A 17,086-nucleotide genomic window follows, 5' to 3' on the forward strand; every position below is an offset into this window, starting at 1 on the left:
CTGCATGGCTCGAGGCGACAATGATCGCGCTTACCTCGGTGGGCGCGGCCTTGGTCGCGTTGCTGCTGACATGGCTCGCCGTGGGGCGGTCGCCCAGGCGCAGGCTGCCCCCCGCTGCGCGAGAGGACATCGAGGAGGTGGCCTTCCTGTTCGATGACGAGGCGCTTGTGGATGCAACGCCCCCCGCGCGGCGCTTGCTGGAATCGATGCCCATCGGGGCGAGCGATTGGACGCGCTTCACCGCGTTCGCCGCGCCGCGCTTTCCCGAATTCCAGTCCCGCATCGGCCAGCTCGCCGATCTCGGGCGGCTCGAGATGACCGAGGTTGCGAGCGCCACCGACAAGCCCCGGCTCCGCCTCACCGTCGAGAATTTCAACGGTCTGGCGCGGATCACCCTCGTCGATCCCGAAGGGGAGGGGCAGGGCCAGCGCGTCGACAGTCTCTCTTTCCGGGCGATGGAAGACGAATTGGAGATGATGCGCACGACACTCGACCGGTCGCCGGTTCTGATCTGGCGGACCGAGAAGGGCGGTGAGTTGAGTTGGGCAAACAGAGCCTATCTCGTGCGCGCAGGGGCCTTCGATGTGGGCGAAGAGGGGTTTGGATGGCCGCTGCCGAGCCTGTTCACGCTGCCGCCCGACGCATTCGACGGGGGCGGGCCGCATCGTCTGGAGATTGGCCCCGCCGCGCGGAGCGACACCGATGCCGCGACATGGTTCGACTGTCACTCCGTCGTTCTCGAACGCGGCACGCTGCATTTCGCCCTCCCCGCCGACGCCGCCGTGCGGGCCGAGAAGGCGCTGCGCGATTTCGTCCAAACGCTGACCAAGACATTCGCCGACCTGCCGATCGGGCTCGCGATTTTCGACCGGGACCGGCAGCTGCGCCTGTTCAATCCCGCGCTGAGCGACCTTCTGCAGCTCGGGCCGGAATTCCTCGCGACGCGCCCGACGCTCTACGCCTTTCTCGACAGGCTGCGCGAAACCAAGATGATGCCCGAGCCGAAGGATTACCGAAGCTGGCGGCAGGAAATGACCGAGCTGGAGCAGGCCGCCGCCTCCGGGTTCCACGCCGAGACCTGGAACCTGCCCGGCGGGCAGACCTATCGCGTCACCGGACGCCCGCACCCCGATGGCGCGGTGGCGTTCCTGTTCGAGGATATTTCGTCGGAAACGTCTCTAACGCGGCAGTTTCGTGGTGAAATCGAGATGTCTCAGGAGGTGTTCGACCGGGTGGGCGACGCGATCGCGGTGTTCCGTCCCTCGGGCGAATTGGCGATGGCGAATGCCGCCTATGGCGCGCTTTGGGGTGTCGAGCCGGAGGCGACGCTGGGCCGGGTGACCCTGCTCGACGCGGTGAAGCAATGGCAGGCGCGCGCCGAACCCAGCGCCTTCTGGTCGTGGCTGCAAAATCTCGCCCGGGAAATCGGCGCGCGCGAGAACCTGACCGAAGAGATCACCCTGCTCGACGGACGGCATGTGACCTGCCAGCTCGATACGCTTTCGGGCGGGGCGTTCCTCCTGCGTTTCTCCGCTCGGGACACCGCCGACACGTCGCCGCCACGTCAGACGGGCACCACCGTCGCGCAGCAAGGCTAGCCGCTTGGCAAAGGGGCGATCGGCGCGCTAGAACCGAGCCATGCCCGCGCCGACGCACGCCCCCGTTTCCAGCGAAATACCCTGCCTCGATCTCCCCGATCCCGAGGCGACGGAGCGGCTTGGCGCGCTCTTTGCCGAATTCGCCGGGCCGGGCGATGTGCTGCTGCTCGACGGCCAGATCGGCGCCGGGAAAACCCATTTCGCGCGCGCCCTGATCCAGACGCGGCTCGGCGTGGCAGAGCATGTGCCCTCGCCGACCTTTACGCTGGTCCAGACCTACGAGGCCGATTGCGAAATCTGGCATGCCGATCTCTATCGGCTCACCGATCCCGACGAGGTTCTCGAGCTCGGGCTGGATGCGGCCTTCGACAACGCGATTTGCCTGATCGAATGGCCCGACCGGCTCGGGTCCGCTGCGCCGAAAGGGGCCCTACGGCTGCGTTTCGAGCAAACCGAAGAGGGCGCGGCGCGAAGGGTCTGTTTCGAGACGAGTACGCCTCTTTCGCGGCAGGTTCTGGAGGCGTGGGATGGTTAACGAAGCCGAGATCCAAAGCTTCCTCACCGCCGCCGGGTGGCACGATGCCAGCCGCCGCCCGCTCGCCGGAGATGCCTCCGCCCGCAGCTACGAACGCCTGACCCGCGGCGCAGATCGCGCCGTGTTGATGAAAGCGCCCGACGGGTCCGAGATCGCGCGTTTCACCCGCATCGGCGATTGGCTCGCCGAGGCCGGTTTTTCCACGCCGAAGGTGTTCGCGCGCGACGATGCGGCGGGCCTGCTGCTGCTCGAAGATTTCGGCGATGCCCTCGCGGCTCGTCACCTCGACGCGACGCCCGAGGACGAGCCTGCTCTCTATGCTCTGATCACCGATTTCCTCGCCGATCTTCCCCGCCATGCGCCGCCGGAGGATCTGCCGCTGCTGGATGGTCCCGCGCTCGCCGATCTTCTGGACTTGGTGCCGGAGTTCTACCCCTGCACAGATCGCGCAGCCGCGGATGCGCTCAAACAGGCGATTGCACAGAAATTCGACACTCTTCCGGCGTGGAAGCCGGTTCTATGCCTGCGCGATTTTCATGCGGAGAACATCATTTTGCTGGATCGCCCGGGCCTGCGCCGCCTCGGGCTTCTCGACTACCAGGACGCGCTGCGCGCCCATCCCGCATATGATCTGGTCTCCGCGCTACAAGACGCGCGCCGCGATGTGAGCCCGCAGGTCGAGACAGCCGAGATCGCCCATTACTGTGCGCTGACCAAGACCGATCCGACCACGTTCCGCCTCGCCTACGGTCTGCTTGGCCTGCAACGCGCGCTGCGGATCCTCGGGATCTTCGCGCGGTTGACCATTCGCGACGGAAAGCCGCAATATCTTGAGTATATGCCCCGCGTCTACGCCTATATCTCGCGTAACCTTGGCGATCCCGCGCTCGCCGATCTGGCAGTACTGTTCCACGCCGCCTATCCTGCGCCCGACCCGAATTTGATTGCTGATTTGAGACGAAAATGCCCGACCAGCCCGACGCCTTGATGCTCTTCGCCGCCGGTTTCGGCACGCGCATGGGCGCGCTGACGCAAACCCGGCCTAAACCGATGATCGAGGTCGCGGGGCGTCCGCTGATCGATCATGCGCTCGATCTTGCCCGGGCGGGCGGGGCGCGGCGGCTGGTGGCCAATGTGCATTACCTCGCCGATCAGGTGGTCGCGCATCTGGCCGGGCAGGACGTCGCGATTTCGGATGAGCGTGACGAGATTCTGGAAACCGGCGGCGGGCTGCGCAAGGCGCTGCCGCTGCTGGGCGAGGGGCCCGTGATGACGCTCAACACCGATGCCGTCTGGCGCGGCGAGAACCCCGTGGCCCGGCTGCGCGCGGCGTGGCGGCCCGACGAGATGTCGGCGCTTCTGATGCTGGTACGGCCCGAAAATGCACGCGGACATGCGGGCGCGGGCGATTTCACGATGGATGAGACCGGCCGCCTGACGCGCGGTCCGGGCTATGTCTATACCGGTGCGCAAATGCTGAATCCCGCTGGAATAGGGTCTATTTCCGAGCGGAGTTTCTCGCTGAACATCCTGTGGGATGAGATGATCGCGGCGGGGCGCGTCTTCGGTCTCGTGCATGACGGGGGGTGGTGCGATGTCGGACGACCCGAATCCATTACACTGGCCGAGGCGATGCTCGATGAGTGAGGACGCCGCCTCCGTCTATGCCCTTCCGCCGGGCGTCGATTTTCCCCGCGCCTTGGTTGCTGGCCTGCGTGCGCGCTTTGCCGATCAGCCGCCCGAGGCGCTGGCCCGGGTCACGCTCTATCTGAACTCCGGGCGGATGCGTCGCCGCGTGCGGGAGGTCTTTCTCGAAAGCGGCGCGCTCTATCTGCCGCGGCTTCTGCTGGTGAGCGATCTCGGGGCCGATCCGCTCGCGGGTCTGCCTCTGCCCGTGCCCCCGCTGCGCCGCAAGCTCGAATTGGCCCAGTTCGTCGAGCAACTCACCCGCGCCATGCCCGAATTCGAGGCGGGTGCGAGCCAATTCGCGCTGGCCGAGAGCCTGTATTCACTCCTCGCCGAGATGCAGAGCGAGGGCGTCCATATCGACGATCTCGATCAGCTGGAACTGACCGAGACCCACGCCCGCCACTGGCAAGAGAGCCTACGCTTCATCCGGATCATCGCGCGCTATTTCGACAACGATGCCGAGCTGGACCGCGAGAGCCGCCAGCGAATGGTCGTGGAGGCTGTGATCGAGCGCTGGCGCGAAAGCCCGCCCGCGGATCCGGTGATCGTCGCTGGGTCCACCGGTTCGCATGGGGCGACCTCGCTCTTCATGCAGGCTGTCGCGCGGTTGGAAAACGGTTCGATCGTTCTTCCCGGCTTCGACCGCGACATGACCCAAGCGGCGTGGGATAGTCTCTATTCCGGCCCATTTCCGCTCGAAGACCACCCGCAGTTCCGCTATCGCAGCTTGCTCGACAAGCTCGGGCTTTCGGCGGAGGACGTCGTAGATTGGGACGAGATTTCCGCGCCGGACCCGGGCCGCAACCGTCTCGTTTCGCTCGCGCTGCGACCGGCGCCGGTTACCGATCAATGGCGGCGCGAAGGCGCTGGGCTAGGGCCGCTCGTTCCGGCCTGTCAGGGGCTGTCGCTGATCGAAGCGCGCGATCCGCGCCATGAGGCGCTGTCGATCGCGCTCGCGCTGCGCGACGCGGTCGAGCGGGGCGTCAGTTCGGCTCTGATCACGCCCGATCGCCTTCTGGCGCGCCGCGTGTCGGCGGCGCTCGACCGGTGGGGGATCGTGCCGGACGACAGTGCGGGGCAGCCGCTGCAGCAAACTGCGCCGGGCCGGTTCCTGCGGCAGATCGCGGCGACGCGGGCGCGTCCGGTCGGGATCGCCGATCTGATCGCGCTGCTGAAACATCCGCTGACCGCGACAGGTGAGGAGGAACGCGGGCCGCACCTGCGCAACACGCGCGAGCTGGAGCTGCGCCTGCGCCGCTATGGGCCCGCGTTCCCGGATCGCGAGAGTCTCACGAAATGGGCAGAAAAAGACCCTGATTCACGGGAATCTTGGGCGCAGTGGCTCTGCGATATTCTCGAAGATTTCGCGGCTCCGCCGGCGGCCGCGCTGTCAGATCACGTGGAACAGCACTTCCGGCTCGCCGAACGGGTCGCCGCCGGACCGAGTGCCGCGACCGAGACCAGCGAGCTGTGGCGCGAGGCGGCGGGGCGCGAGGCGCGTCGCTTGATGGAGGACCTGCGCAGCCAGTCCGGCTTCGGCGGGCAACTCGGCGCGCTCGATTACGCCGATCTGGTCAATCGGCACCTTCAAAGTGGGCTCGTGCGGCAGACGCTCGCCGCGCATCCGCTGATCGCGATCTGGGGGACGCTGGAAGCGCGCGCGCAGGGGGCCGAGCTGGTGATCTGTGGCGGGTTGAACGAGGGAAGCTGGCCCGAAGCGCCCGCGCCCGACCCGTGGTTCAGCCGTCAAATGCGGCTGGAATCGGGTCTGTTACTGGCCGAACGGCAGGTCGGCCTCTCGGCGCATGACTTCCAGCAGGCGGTTGCCGGGCCGCAAGTGATCCTGTCGCGTTGCGCACGCGACGCGGAGGCGCAGACGATCCCGTCGCGCTGGCTCAATCGTCTCTTGAATCTAGTGGACGGCCTGCCCGATCAAGGCGGCACCGAGGCGCTGGAAGAAATGCGCGGGCGCGGCAAGCGCTGGCTCGATCTGGCGGATGCGCTCGAGACGCCGCAGATCACGCTTGAGCCCGCCAAACGCCCGTCGCCCCGCCCGCCGGTCGATGTGCGCCCGCGCGAATTGCCGGTCACCGCGATCGAGACCCTGATCCGCGACCCCTATGACATCTATGCGAAGCGCATCCTGAAGCTGCGCGCCCTCGATCCGCTGCGCCCCGAACCCGACGCTTTGCTGCGCGGTCAGGTGCTGCACCAGATCGTCGAAACCTTCGTGAAGACCTATGACGAGACCGTCACCATCGAGGCGGCGCAGGCACGTCTGATGGAGATCGCCGAGGAGGTGATGCTCCGTGAAATCCCGTGGCCCAGTGCGCAGCGCATCTGGCTCGCAAGGGTCCGGGGGATCGCCGAGACTTTCTGCCGGGCCGAGGCCGAGCGTCGCGCGCAGGGCGCGCCCATGGTGGTGGAGAAAAAAGGCTCTGTTTCACTGCAAAACCCGCTTTTTACGCTCACCGCAAAGCCCGACCGGATCGACATTCTCGAAGACGGGCGCGCGTGGATCTACGACTACAAGACCGGCACGCCGCCTTCCGAGCGGGAGGTGATGGCCTTCAATAAGCAGATGCTTCTGGAGGCCGCGATGGTCGGGCGCGGGGCCTTCGAGGCGATCGGGCCGCGCGAGGTCGCGGGCATGTCCTATGTGCGGCTCGGCGGCGACGGCGCCACCACGCAGATCAAGGGCAAATCCGGGGATCGCAGCGAGACGCCCGAGGAGAGCTGGGAGAAATTCCGCAAGCTGATCGCGCGCTATTTCGAGCCTACGCAGGGCTTCACCGCGCGCCGCGCTCCGCAAAAAGCGCGCGCCCGGACGGATTACGATCAGGTCTCGCGCTTCGGGGAATGGGATGTCACCGATGAGGCCGAGGGGGAGGACGTATCATGACCCATCCGGCCAGCCTCAGACAGCATCAGGCCTCGCAACCGGACAGCTCGGTCTGGCTCGCCGCGAATGCGGGCTCGGGCAAGACCAAGGTGCTGACCGACCGCGTCGCGCGCATGCTTTTGGCGGGAACAGAGCCTCAGCGCATCCTGTGCCTGACCTACACGAAGGCCGCCGCGGCGGAGATGCAGAACCGTCTGCTCGGGCTGCTGGGCGGCTGGGCGATGATGGACGAGGCGAAGCTGCGCGAGAAGCTGCGGGCGCTTGGTGCCGATGAGGCGCTCTCTGCCGAAGATCTGGCAAAAGCGCGGCGGCTGTTCGCCAAGGCGATCGAGACACCGGGCGGGCTGAAGATCCAGACCATCCACGCCTTCTGCGCTGGGTTGCTTCGCCGCTTCCCGCTTGAGGCGAAAGTATCGCCGGGCTTTTCCGAGATGGACGACCGCGCCGGGGAATTGATGCGCGAGGATATCCTCGAGGAGATCGCGACTGGCCCGGATTGCGACCGGCTCGATGCGTTGCTCGGCGTCTATTCCGGCGAGGATTTGACGTCGCTCGCAGCCGATATAAGCCGGAATAGGGTCGGTTTTGCAGGCGATCTGGGCTTCGCCGATCTGCTGGAAGCCTACGATCTGCCGCGGGACATGACCGAAGAGGCGCTGCTGTCCGAGGTCTTCGACGATGGCGACTTGAAGATGATCCGCGAGGTCGCGCCTGCGTTCCTTGCAAGCTCCAAGAACGATCAGCGCGTCGGCGCAGGGTTGGCGGCGGCGCGTGAACGCGATCTGGACGCTGTGCAGGCTCTGGAAGACGTGCTTTGCGTCAAGAAGCCGAAGGACGGACCGCCTTATCAGCCCAAGCTCGAAAAGGTCGCCACCAAGGCGCTCGCCAAGGCGCTGGGCGACGGCACGATGGCGGCGCTGTCCGATCTGTCCGAGCGCGTCTCCGAGAACCGTCCCCGCCGTCTCGCTTTCGTCGCGGCCAAGCGCGCCCATGCGTTGCACCGGTTCGCGCAGGTCTTCCTGCCGCGGCTCGACGCCTATAAGGCCGCGCGCGGCTGGCTCGATTTTGACGATCTGATCGACCGCGCAGCGGCGCTCCTGGATGAGCCTTCGGTTGCGCAATGGGTGCTGTTCCGCCTCGATGGCGGGATCGACCATATCCTTGTCGATGAGGCGCAGGATACCAGCCCCCGGCAATGGCGGGTGATCGAGCGGATCGCCGAGGAATTCACCTCCGGCGAAGGCGCGCATAAGGGCGAGCGCACGCTGTTCGTGGTGGGCGACCGCAAGCAGTCGATCTATTCCTTCCAAGGGGCCGATCTTCAGCAATTCGAAGAAATGCGGGCCCATTTCGCCCGAAAATTCGCGGATATCGGTCGCGCGCTCTCTCCGCTGGAGCTGGAGCATTCCTTCCGGTCGTCCGCCGCCGTGCTGCGGTCCGTGGACCTCGCTTTTGCGCGCGGGGCCGAGCAGGGCCTGGGCGGCGCGCCCTCGCATATCGCCTTCCACGAGGCGCTCCCGGGCCGCGTCGATCTGTGGCCCGCGATCGAGTCGGTGAAAACGGAGGACGAGGACGATTGGGAAAGCCCGGTCGATCTGACGAGCGCGGAATCTGCGATTTCTCAGCTGTCGCGCATGATTGCCGCCGAGATTTCCGCGATGATCGCGCAGGGGGTGCAAATCCCCGATCACGAGGCTCCCGGCGGCGCGCGCCCGGTGCATGAGGGCGATTTCCTGATCCTCGTGCGGCGTCGCTCGGAGCTGTTTTCCGAGATCATCCGCGCCTGCAAATCGATCGGTCTCGCGGTTGCGGGGGCGGATCGCCTGAAGCTCGGCGCCGAGCTTGCGGTGCGCGATATCCGCTCGCTTCTCAGCTTCCTCGCGACGCCCGAGGACGATCTGTCGCTGGCCGAGGCGCTGCGCTCGCCGCTCCTGAACTGGTCCGAGCAGGAGCTCTATCAGCTCGCGCAGCCTCGGAAGGGCTATCTCTGGGAGGCGCTCCGCCGTGGCGAGATGCGGCCCGACACGCAGGAGATGCTGAAAGATCTGCGCGACCATTCCGATTTTCTGCGGCCATTCGAGCTGATCGAACGCCTGCTGACCCGGCATGGCGGGCGCGAACGGCTTCTGGCGCGGCTTGGCCCCGAGGCGGAGGACGGGATCGACGAGCTGATCTCGCAGGCGCTGGCGTTCGAGCGCAATGAAGTGCCGAGCCTGACCGGCTTCCTCGGCTGGCTCGATGCGGATGATGTGCAGGTGAAGCGGCAGCTGGACGGGGCAGGGCGCGCGATCCGGGTGATGACGGTTCACGGCTCGAAAGGGTTGGAAGCGCCGATCGTCATCCTGCCCGATACGGCGAAGAAAAAAGAGCCTAACCCGCCTAAAATCCTACGTTTGGACAATGGCGTCGCCGGGCTGCGGCAGCCTGCGCCGGATGCGCCGGAGGCCCAGCTTTCGGCTGCGGGTAAGGAGACGACTGCCCGAACGGAAGAGGCGCAGCGGCTTCTCTACGTGGCGATGACGCGGGCGGAGAAATGGCTGATCGTGGCCGCAGCGGGCGAGGTCGGCGAGGGCGACGAGACTTGGTATAGCCGGATGAAATCGGGCCTCGAAGCCGCGGGAACCGAGGACGTCACGGGGCTTTCCAAGCCGTTGCAGGAGCTGGGCGAGTTTCCCCGCCACGCAACCGGGGCTTGGCCGGAAAACGCGAGCGCCCCTGCGGCCGCCGAGGAGATCACGCGACTGGATCTTCCCGCATGGAGCCTTACGCCCGCCGCTGCCGTCGAGCCTCCGCTGCGTCCGCTTTCACCCTCCGATCTGGGCGGGGCGAAGGCTCTGTTCGGCGATGGCGAGATGATGGACGAAGACGAGGCGCTGCGTCACGGGCGCAATCTCCACCGGCTTCTCGAACATCTGCCGGAACGGCCGCGCGACCAGTGGGAAGACCTTGCCGAACTGTTGTTGTCCGAGGGCGAGGATGCGCTGCTTCCGGGTGAAATAGAGCCTGTCTTGGCCGAAGCTACCCGCGTTCTCGAAGCGCCGGGCATGGCGGCCTGGCTGGGCCCGGACTGTCTGGCGGAAGTTGAGATCACCGCCGCGCTGGAGGAATTCGGCGGCCAGCGGATTCACGGCTTCCTCGACCGTCTGCGGATCGATGCCGAGGGTGTTCACGTGCTCGACTACAAATCCAACCGCGTTGTCCCCGCGTCGCCCCATCAGGTGCCCGAAGGGATCGTGCGACAGATGGCCGCCTATCGCGCGGCACTGCGGCAAATTCACCCCGGACGCAGCATCACCTGCGCGATCCTGTGGACACAGGACGGAACGATCATGCCGCTCGCAGATGCACAGCTAGACGGGAGCTTGCGCACGCCCACTGTATCTTGACGCCAACGGGGGCGGAACTTACCTTCCTTGCCGACCCAATATTCAGGAGGCTGACATGGCTACCGTTGCTGTTACCGACGCCACTTTCGACGAAGAAGTGCGCAAGTCCGACGTTCCCGTCGTGGTGGATTTCTGGGCTGAATGGTGCGGCCCCTGCCGCATGATCGGCCCGTCGCTCGAAGAGATTGCCCAGGAAATGTCGGGCAAGATCAAGGTCGTGAAAGTGAACGTCGACGAGAACCCCGACAGCCCGGCGACGCTGGGCGTGCGCGGCATCCCCGCCCTGTTCCTGTTCAAGGATGGCGAGGTCGTCTCGAACAAGATCGGCGCGGCCCCTAAAGCGGCGCTGCAAAGCTGGATCAACGAATCGATCTGATCTGCGGATCAGGTTTGACGGAAAAGGGCGCCCTCGGGCGCCTTTTTTCATATCGGCCAGCCGAAATGGCGCAGCCTTGCGCGCAGGCGGTCTTCGAATTCGGGACGGCCCGCGTTGAGCGATTGCAGCTGCAGGAACCAATAGAGGTAGCGGGCGACTGGCGGGGTCTCGCGCAGTTTGGCGAAAGCGGCCTCGATCCCGTCGCGCGGCACCGATCCCGCGATGTGGTGGAAATCCGACAGGCCGAACAGGATCGCCGGTTTGCGCAGGAAGAACCCTTCGAGGGCGAGCGCGCTGTTTTGCGTTGCAACGAAGCGGCAGCGGCGCAGCAACTCAGGCGAGCCGCCGGACTGAAAGCGAAAGCGCGGGTGACGGGCCGCGATTGCCTCCAGCGCCTCTATTTCGCGTGCTGTGTAATCCTCGTTGGGGTGCAGCGTCGCCACGACCGGGCCGGAGTGTCGGGCCAGCACCTCTTCGATCATCTGCACCGGGCTCACCGACTGAAACGAGCGGTGATCCAGCAGCCGTCCCTGTAGCGGGATGAAGGACAGATCCTCCTCATCGAACGGTTTTACGCCGGGATAGAGCCTATTTCGCGTGGAAAAGAAGAATTGCGCCGCGGCCTCTCCGTCCACCTCATCGGCATCGAACGCCGCCTGCGCGACCGGCCAATCCCAGCGCTCCGCCTCCGCCTCCACATGCCAGAACGCCCCCACATAGGTCCGTCGGCAGGTCAGCGCCCGCGCATGGGGCGGCGGCTCCATCCGGTAGAGCGCATAGCCCTCGCGCGCAGGGGCCGCCGCGCGTGCTTCGGGGCCTGTCCGATGCAGGCTGACGGTCCAATCCGCCGCCTCGACCGCCCCGATCAGCCGCTTGAAGAAATTGTGTTCACCGGCCCGGACCTGCTCCAGAATCCAGTCATCGAGATAGATCGAAAGGTGCTGCACGCTCATGCGGTGACGCTAGCGGCAGGCTCACGCACCGGCAAGCGGGGTTGCAGCCCCGGCCTGCGGGTTACATATCTTTGGCGCAAACGGAGGACTAACATGGCCGAAGAGAAATTCCCGGGCTGGCACGGCACGACGATCATCGGCATCCGCAAGGGTGGTAAAGTGGTGGTCGCAGGCGACGGGCAGGTCAGCCTTGGCCAGACCGTCATCAAGGGCTCTGCGCGCAAGGTGCGCCGCCTGAGCCCCGGCGGTCACGACATCGTGGCGGGCTTCGCAGGCTCGACCGCGGATGCGTTCACCCTGCTGGAGCGGCTCGAGAAGAAGCTCGAGGCCTCGCCCGGTCAGCTGATGCGCGGCTGCGTGGAGCTGGCGAAGGATTGGCGCATGGACAAATACCTGCGCAATCTCGAAGCGATGCTGATCGTGACCGATGGCAAGGATCTCTACGTTCTGACCGGCGCGGGTGACGTGCTGGAGCCGGAACACGGCATCGCCGCGATCGGCTCGGGCGGCAATTTCGCCCTCGCCGCAGCGCGCGGGCTGATGGAAACCGATCTCGACGCCGAGGCGGTCGCGCGCAAGGCGATGGCGATTGCCTCCGACATCTGCGTCTACACCAACGGCAACCTGACGGTGGAGAGCATCGGTGGCTGAGCTGACGCGCGACGATCTGCGTGCGGCGGTCGCGGCTGGCCATATAAACGAGGCGCAGGCCGCCTCCGTGATGGCGCTGGCCAGCAACCGTCTCGCCGGTCGCGCGGCTTTGCCCGCCGAGGACGAACCCTTCGAGCTGTTCAAAGGCTTTGCCGAGATCTTCGTGACCGTCGGCCTCGGCATCCTGATCACCGGGTCGTTCGGCTTCCTCCTCTTCGCGGGCGGCAAGCTGGGTTACGCGATGCTGATCCCGCTGATTGCGCTGCTGGGGGAATATTTCACCCGCAAGCGCCGCATGGTGCTGCCTTCGATCCTGCTGACGCTCACGCTGGGCGGGGCGGTGCTGGCGAGCTTCCTCGGCATTCCGATCCTCGGAATGCGCTTCATCGCCGAGGCGCCCAACTTCGATCTCGCGTTGGTCGCGACCGCCGTGGCGCTGATCGCGTGGTTCCTGCGCTACCGGGTGCCGTTCTCGATGTTCCTCGTGGGGCTCTGCGGGCTGGGCCTGCTTCTGTCCTTCGCGAAGGGCTTCGACCCCGAAGCGCCGATTTCTCAGACGGTCGACCTGTTCGATCTGTCCAACGGCTCGGCGCTGTCGCTGGCGATGCTGGTCTTCGGGCTTCTGGCGCTCGCAGGTGGCATCTGGTTCGACATGCGCGATCCGCATCGTCTGGGTCGGCAATCGGCCTCGGGCTTCTGGCTGCACGTTCTGGCAGCCCCTGCGCTGGTGAATACGCTCGCGCTGACCTTCTACAAGATGGGGCCGGGCACGGGCTATGTGCTGCTGCTCGCCACGCTTGCCGTCTTTGCCGCGCTCGCGCTGATCATCGACCGGCGCTCCTTCTTCACGGCCGGGATCGGCTACATGATCTTTCTCAGCTTCTATGCCTTTGGCAATGCCACCGATCCGCGCAGCTGGTGGATCACGCTGATCCTGATCGGCCTCTTTCTCACCGCGCTCGGCTCGTTCTGGACCGAGCTGCGCACGCGCCTGATGCGCGCGCTTCCCAATTTTCCCGGCAAGCACCGCCTGCCGCCCTATGCCACGGAGTAATCCATGACCGATCTGACCCCCCGCGAAATCGTCTCGGAACTCGACCGTTTCATCATCGGCCAGAAGGACGCCAAGCGCGCCGTCGCCGTTGCGCTGCGCAACCGCTGGCGCCGTCAGCAACTGCCCGACGATCTGCGCGAAGAGGTTTATCCGAAGAACATCCTGATGATCGGCCCGACCGGCGTCGGCAAGACCGAGATCTCGCGCCGTCTGGCGAAGCTCGCCCGCGCGCCCTTCCTGAAGGTCGAGGCCACGAAGTTCACCGAAGTCGGCTATGTCGGCCGTGACGTGGAGCAGATCATCCGCGATCTGGCCGATGTCGCGATGGTCCAGACCCGCGACTACATGCGCGAAGAGGTGAAGGCGAAGGCGCATCAGGCCGCCGAGGATCGCGTGATCGCCGCGCTCGCCGGCACCGATGCGCGCGAAAGCACCCGCGAGATGTTCCGCAAGAAGCTGCGCGATGGCGAGCTCGACGACAAGATCATCGAGCTGGACGTGGCCGATCAGTCCGGCGGCATGCCGCTCGGGATGATGGGCGGTCAGCCGGGTATGGAACAGCAGATGCAGGGTCTTCAGGACCTGTTCAAAGCCTTCGGCGGCAACCGCACCACGCGGCGCAAGATGACGGTCTCGGAGAGCTACGAGACGCTGATCTCGGAAGAGGCCGACAAGCTTCTCGACGACGAGACGGTGAAGACCGCAGCCCTCGAGGCCGTGCAGCATTCCGGCATGGTCTTCATCGACGAGATCGACAAGGTCACGGCGCGCTCGGACGCGCGCGGGGCCGATGTCAGCCGTGAGGGCGTGCAGCGCGACCTGCTGCCGCTGATCGAGGGAACGACCGTTTCGACCAAGCTCGGCCCGGTGAAGACCGATCATATCCTCTTCATCGCCTCGGGCGCGTTCCACATCGCGAAACCCTCGGACCTGCTGCCCGAACTGCAGGGCCGTCTGCCGATCCGCGTGGAGCTGCAGGCGCTGACCGAGCAGGACTTCACCCGCATCCTGTCGGAGACCGACAACGCGCTGACCCGGCAATATCAGGCGCTGATGAAGACCGAAGAGGTCGAGGTCGCCTTCACCGAGGACGGCATCGCGGCGCTCGCCAGGATCGCGGCGGAGGTGAACCAATCGGTCGAGAATATCGGTGCGAGAAGGCTCTATACCGTCATGGAACGCGTGTTCGAGGAGCTGTCCTTCACCGCGCCCGACCGTGGCGGACAAAGCGTCACCGTCGATGCGGAATTCGTCGAGAACGAGCTGGGCGATCTGACCCGCGACACCGATTTGAGCCGCTACGTCCTCTAGGGCACTGGCACCTCGCGCGCGCTCTGGTATCCTCCTGCGGGAGGGATGCAAGGCACGGGCGATGGTGCGGTTTCTGATCATGATCTTGATGCTGAGCTTGGCCGCCTGCGCACCGCGTGGGCGGCTTGCCTATCTTGAACACCCGGTCGCCGATGCGCGGTCTATTTTCGTGGGCTCGACCCGGGCGCCCGATCCGCAGACCGGGCAACCCTTCGGCACCGCGCGCAGCCAGCAGCTGCGGCTCGCACGTTTCGACGTCGCGACGCCCCCGGACCGCGAGGTGGCCGAGATCGCCTATCCGATGACCGACACCTCGCCGGTCGACCCGGACAAGCAATTCCTCGTCTCGCAATCCGAAATCGACATGAAGCGCCCTGCGTTCCAGTCGGAGCTGCGCACGGCGCTGCGCAAACATGACGGGCAGGCGGTGCTGTTCGTCCACGGCTTCAACAACTCCTTCGCCGAGGGGCTGTACCGGATGGCGCAGATGGGCGCGGATTTCGATCTGCCTGGCGTGCTCGTGCATTATTCCTGGCCGTCGCGGGCGAATGTGCTGGGCTATGCCTATGACCGGGATTCGGTGCTGTTCGCGCGCGACGGGCTGGAGAGATTGATCGACGATCTAAACGCGGCCGGGGCGAAACGCATCCTGATCGTGGGGCATTCGCTGGGCGCGGAACTGGTGATGGAGGTGCTGCGTCAGGAGGCGATTGCGCAGAAACAGGGTCGATTTTCGACGATTTCCGGGGTGGTCCTGATCTCGCCGGACATCGCGGTGGATGTGTTCAAGACGCAGGCCGACGCGATCGGTGCATTGCCGCAGCCGTTCATCATCTTCACCTCCGCGAAGGATCGCGCGCTCCAGCTATCGGCGCGGCTGTCGGGCAAGCGTGACCGTCTTGGCAATCTGGAAGACGTCTCCAGCATCGCGCATTACAAGGTGACGCTGATCAACGTCTCGGCCTTCAACACAGGCGACGGGCATTTCAACGTCGTCACCTCGCCTGCGCTGATCCGGTTGCTCGACAGCGCGCAGAAAGTGGCCGAGGTTCTCGAGGTCGAACAGTTCGGGCGCACGGGGCTGGGCGATGCGGTGGTGCTGACGGTCGAGAATACGACGCAGATCATCCTCGCGCCGATCTCGGGCGGTTAGCGGATCCGGCGCAGATAGACGTAATAGGCGCCCGCGCCGCCATGTTTCAGATGCGCCTCGTTGATCTGCATGACGGCGGGCGCGAGCGGCATCATCCGCAGCCATTGCGGCACCTGATGGCGTAGTACGCCCACCCGCCGCGGGATCGGACCGTCATCGTCGCCGCGCTTGCCCTTGCCTGTGATCACAAGCACCAGTCGCTTGCCGTGGCTTTGCGAATTCAGGATGAAGCGGATCAGTTCGGGATGCGCCTCGGCCAACGTCAGCCCGTGCAGATCGAGCACCCCCTCGGGCTTTAGCTTGCCGCGCGTCATCGCCTTATGCGCCTTGCGGTCCATCGTGACGGGCTGACGTGCGAGATGCTCGCCCGGCTCCGGGGCCAGATCGTGACGGCTGGACGAGGGCTTGGCGTGCTGGCCCAGCTCAAAGCTGCGCAGCCCCTCGGCCTTCGGTTTCGGCTTGGGTTTGGGCGTCAGAAAAGACTCTAATTCGGCGGGATCGGCCTTTTTCGGGCGGTAATTCTCGGTGGTCGACGCCACACGATCCCACAGCGCACGTTCCTCGGGGCTGAGTTTGCGTTTGCGGCTCATGCGCGCCTCCGCAAGCCGATCATCCGGCCCTTGGCGTTGATCGCGCCCGCGATGCGTCCGGCATCCGCGCCGGTGCCGATGAAGAGATCACCGCGCCCCGCGCCCTTGATCGCAGAGCCCACGTCCTGCGCCACCATCAACCGCTGCCCGAAGCCGGGGCAGTCGATCCAGACCGGGCTGCCCAGCGGCACGACCTCGGGGTCTACGGCGAGGCTGCGTCCCGCGCTCACCGGACGCCCCATCGCGCCCAGGGGGCCGGTGTCACCTGGGATATCCAACACTCGGAAGAACACGAAAGAGGGGTTGTGATCGAGCAGCCCCTGCAACTGATCGGGGTTCTCGGCGGCCCAGCGTCGGATGAACTCAGGCGTCATCTCCCCGGCCGGGGCTGCGCCGCGCGCGATCAGCTCCTTGCCGATCGAGCGATAGGGATGCCCGTTCTTGCCGTCGAACCCCAGCCGCAGGCTGCCACCGCCTTCAAACCGCACCCGCAGCGAGCCCTGCACCTGCGCGAGATAGGCTTCGATCGGGCTCTCCAGCCAAATCAGTTCATGCCCTGCCAGCAGATCGCCCGCCGCGATCTCGGCGCGGGTATACCACGGCGAATTAGACCCTATTTCACCCGGTTTCGCATAAAGCGGCCAGGCGAAGCGGTCGGACTTCTCCCGCGCGCCGGGCAGTTCGGGTTCGTAATATCCGGTGAAATGCGCAGCCCCCTCGGGGACGATTTCATAGGGGGCGAAATAGGTCTCGAAGGCGGCTCTGGCATCGTTCAGCCCGGCGGTGTCCATCCCATAGAGATCGGCCGTAACGCAAAACGCCGCCCAAGCGGCGGCGTGATCGTCCCGGGCCCAGCCGGGAATATCGGCGAAGGACAGCGCCACCGGC

General features: G+C 65.8%; 14 protein-coding genes. 11 read left to right on the plus strand and 3 right to left on the minus strand.

Going from position 1 to position 17,086, the window contains the following annotated elements:
• Positions 1 to 20: 20 nt before the first annotated feature.
• From BMI85_RS19510 to trxA, 7 genes are read left to right on the plus strand one after another with little or no spacing between them, the layout of a single operon-like run.
• On the plus strand, positions 21 to 1,598 hold the full coding sequence (locus BMI85_RS19510; RefSeq protein ID WP_168174819.1) for a PAS-domain containing protein: 1,578 nt from the start codon (positions 21 to 23) through the stop codon (positions 1,596 to 1,598).
• Positions 1,599 to 1,638: 40 nt separating this feature from the next.
• A complete protein-coding gene (gene tsaE / locus BMI85_RS19515; protein WP_078602455.1) occupies positions 1,639 to 2,133 on the plus strand; it encodes a tRNA (adenosine(37)-N6)-threonylcarbamoyltransferase complex ATPase subunit type 1 TsaE in 495 nt (164 codons plus the stop codon).
• On the plus strand, positions 2,126 to 3,121 hold the full coding sequence (locus BMI85_RS19520; RefSeq protein WP_078602456.1) for a phosphotransferase: 996 nt from the start codon (positions 2,126 to 2,128) through the stop codon (positions 3,119 to 3,121). The genes tsaE and BMI85_RS19520 overlap by 8 nt, the downstream gene beginning before the upstream one ends.
• Positions 3,097 to 3,780, plus strand: coding sequence for a nucleotidyltransferase family protein (locus tag BMI85_RS19525; protein WP_078602457.1), 684 nt, complete (start codon positions 3,097 to 3,099; stop codon positions 3,778 to 3,780). Before BMI85_RS19520 ends, BMI85_RS19525 begins: the two co-directional genes overlap by 25 nt.
• The gene (gene addB / locus BMI85_RS19530) at positions 3,773 to 6,724 is read left to right on the plus strand and encodes a double-strand break repair protein AddB (protein ID WP_078602458.1); all 2,952 of its coding nucleotides are present in this window, start codon (positions 3,773 to 3,775) and stop codon (positions 6,722 to 6,724) included. The genes BMI85_RS19525 and addB overlap by 8 nt, the downstream gene beginning before the upstream one ends.
• Positions 6,721 to 10,110, plus strand: coding sequence for a double-strand break repair helicase AddA (addA, locus tag BMI85_RS19535; protein ID WP_078602459.1), 3,390 nt, complete (start codon positions 6,721 to 6,723; stop codon positions 10,108 to 10,110). Before addB ends, addA begins: the two co-directional genes overlap by 4 nt.
• Before the next feature lie 55 nt (positions 10,111 to 10,165).
• Complete coding sequence (gene trxA, locus BMI85_RS19540; protein WP_078522726.1) at positions 10,166 to 10,486, plus strand: thioredoxin; 321 nt, start codon at positions 10,166 to 10,168, stop codon at positions 10,484 to 10,486.
• A gap of 47 nt (positions 10,487 to 10,533) precedes the next feature.
• Here the strand turns inward: trxA and BMI85_RS19545 are convergent, their stop codons facing one another.
• Entirely contained in the window at positions 10,534 to 11,439 is a 906-nt protein-coding gene (locus BMI85_RS19545; RefSeq protein ID WP_078602460.1) for a hypothetical protein, read from the minus strand.
• Between the two features lie 93 nt (positions 11,440 to 11,532).
• On the opposite strand from BMI85_RS19545, the gene hslV reads away from it, so the two are divergent.
• The 4 genes from hslV to BMI85_RS19565 all read left to right on the plus strand — a co-directional run bounded on the left by hslV (position 11,533) and on the right by BMI85_RS19565 (position 15,608).
• Positions 11,533 to 12,090, plus strand: a complete 558-nt coding sequence (gene hslV, locus BMI85_RS19550; RefSeq protein ID WP_078522728.1) for an ATP-dependent protease subunit HslV — start codon at positions 11,533 to 11,535, stop codon at positions 12,088 to 12,090.
• Entirely contained in the window at positions 12,083 to 13,144 is a 1,062-nt protein-coding gene (locus BMI85_RS19555) for a hypothetical protein (RefSeq protein WP_078602461.1), read from the plus strand. The genes hslV and BMI85_RS19555 overlap by 8 nt, the downstream gene beginning before the upstream one ends.
• A gap of 3 nt (positions 13,145 to 13,147) precedes the next feature.
• On the plus strand, positions 13,148 to 14,455 hold the full coding sequence (gene hslU / locus BMI85_RS19560) for an ATP-dependent protease ATPase subunit HslU (protein WP_078602462.1): 1,308 nt from the start codon (positions 13,148 to 13,150) through the stop codon (positions 14,453 to 14,455).
• Positions 14,456 to 14,516: 61 nt separating this feature from the next.
• On the plus strand, positions 14,517 to 15,608 hold the full coding sequence (locus BMI85_RS19565; protein WP_078602463.1) for an alpha/beta fold hydrolase: 1,092 nt from the start codon (positions 14,517 to 14,519) through the stop codon (positions 15,606 to 15,608).
• On the opposite strand, the gene BMI85_RS19570 is transcribed toward BMI85_RS19565, so the two are convergent.
• Together BMI85_RS19570 and BMI85_RS19575 are read right to left on the minus strand one after the other, a co-directional pair.
• The gene (locus BMI85_RS19570) at positions 15,605 to 16,198 is read right to left on the minus strand and encodes a Smr/MutS family protein (RefSeq protein ID WP_078602464.1); all 594 of its coding nucleotides are present in this window, start codon (positions 16,196 to 16,198) and stop codon (positions 15,605 to 15,607) included. The genes BMI85_RS19565 and BMI85_RS19570 overlap by 4 nt on opposite strands.
• Positions 16,195 to 17,082 carry an MltA domain-containing protein gene (locus BMI85_RS19575; protein WP_246832601.1) on the minus strand — a complete coding sequence of 296 codons (888 nt, stop codon included), beginning with the start codon at positions 17,080 to 17,082 and terminating at the stop codon, positions 16,195 to 16,197. The genes BMI85_RS19570 and BMI85_RS19575 overlap by 4 nt, the downstream gene beginning before the upstream one ends.
• Between the last annotated feature and the right edge of the window lie 4 nt (positions 17,083 to 17,086).

The sequence above is a fragment of the Thioclava sp. DLFJ4-1 genome (genome assembly GCF_002020145.1).
In the GTDB taxonomy this organism is placed as follows: domain Bacteria; phylum Pseudomonadota; class Alphaproteobacteria; order Rhodobacterales; family Rhodobacteraceae; genus Thioclava; species Thioclava sediminum.

Coding starts and splice junctions, on each gene's coding strand:
- BMI85_RS19510 (WP_168174819.1), top strand. CDS start 21: ATGATCGCGCTTACCTCGGTGGGCGCGGCCTTGGTCGCGTTGCTGCTG.
- tsaE (WP_078602455.1), top strand. CDS start 1,639: ATGCCCGCGCCGACGCACGCCCCCGTTTCCAGCGAAATACCCTGCCTC.
- BMI85_RS19520 (WP_078602456.1), top strand. CDS start 2,126: ATGGTTAACGAAGCCGAGATCCAAAGCTTCCTCACCGCCGCCGGGTGG.
- BMI85_RS19525 (WP_078602457.1), top strand. CDS start 3,097: ATGCCCGACCAGCCCGACGCCTTGATGCTCTTCGCCGCCGGTTTCGGC.
- addB (WP_078602458.1), top strand. CDS start 3,773: ATGAGTGAGGACGCCGCCTCCGTCTATGCCCTTCCGCCGGGCGTCGAT.
- addA (WP_078602459.1), top strand. CDS start 6,721: ATGACCCATCCGGCCAGCCTCAGACAGCATCAGGCCTCGCAACCGGAC.
- trxA (WP_078522726.1), top strand. CDS start 10,166: ATGGCTACCGTTGCTGTTACCGACGCCACTTTCGACGAAGAAGTGCGC.
- BMI85_RS19545 (WP_078602460.1), bottom strand. CDS start 11,439: ATGAGCGTGCAGCACCTTTCGATCTATCTCGATGACTGGATTCTGGAG.
- hslV (WP_078522728.1), top strand. CDS start 11,533: ATGGCCGAAGAGAAATTCCCGGGCTGGCACGGCACGACGATCATCGGC.
- hslU (WP_078602462.1), top strand. CDS start 13,148: ATGACCGATCTGACCCCCCGCGAAATCGTCTCGGAACTCGACCGTTTC.
- BMI85_RS19565 (WP_078602463.1), top strand. CDS start 14,517: ATGGTGCGGTTTCTGATCATGATCTTGATGCTGAGCTTGGCCGCCTGC.
- BMI85_RS19570 (WP_078602464.1), bottom strand. CDS start 16,198: ATGAGCCGCAAACGCAAACTCAGCCCCGAGGAACGTGCGCTGTGGGAT.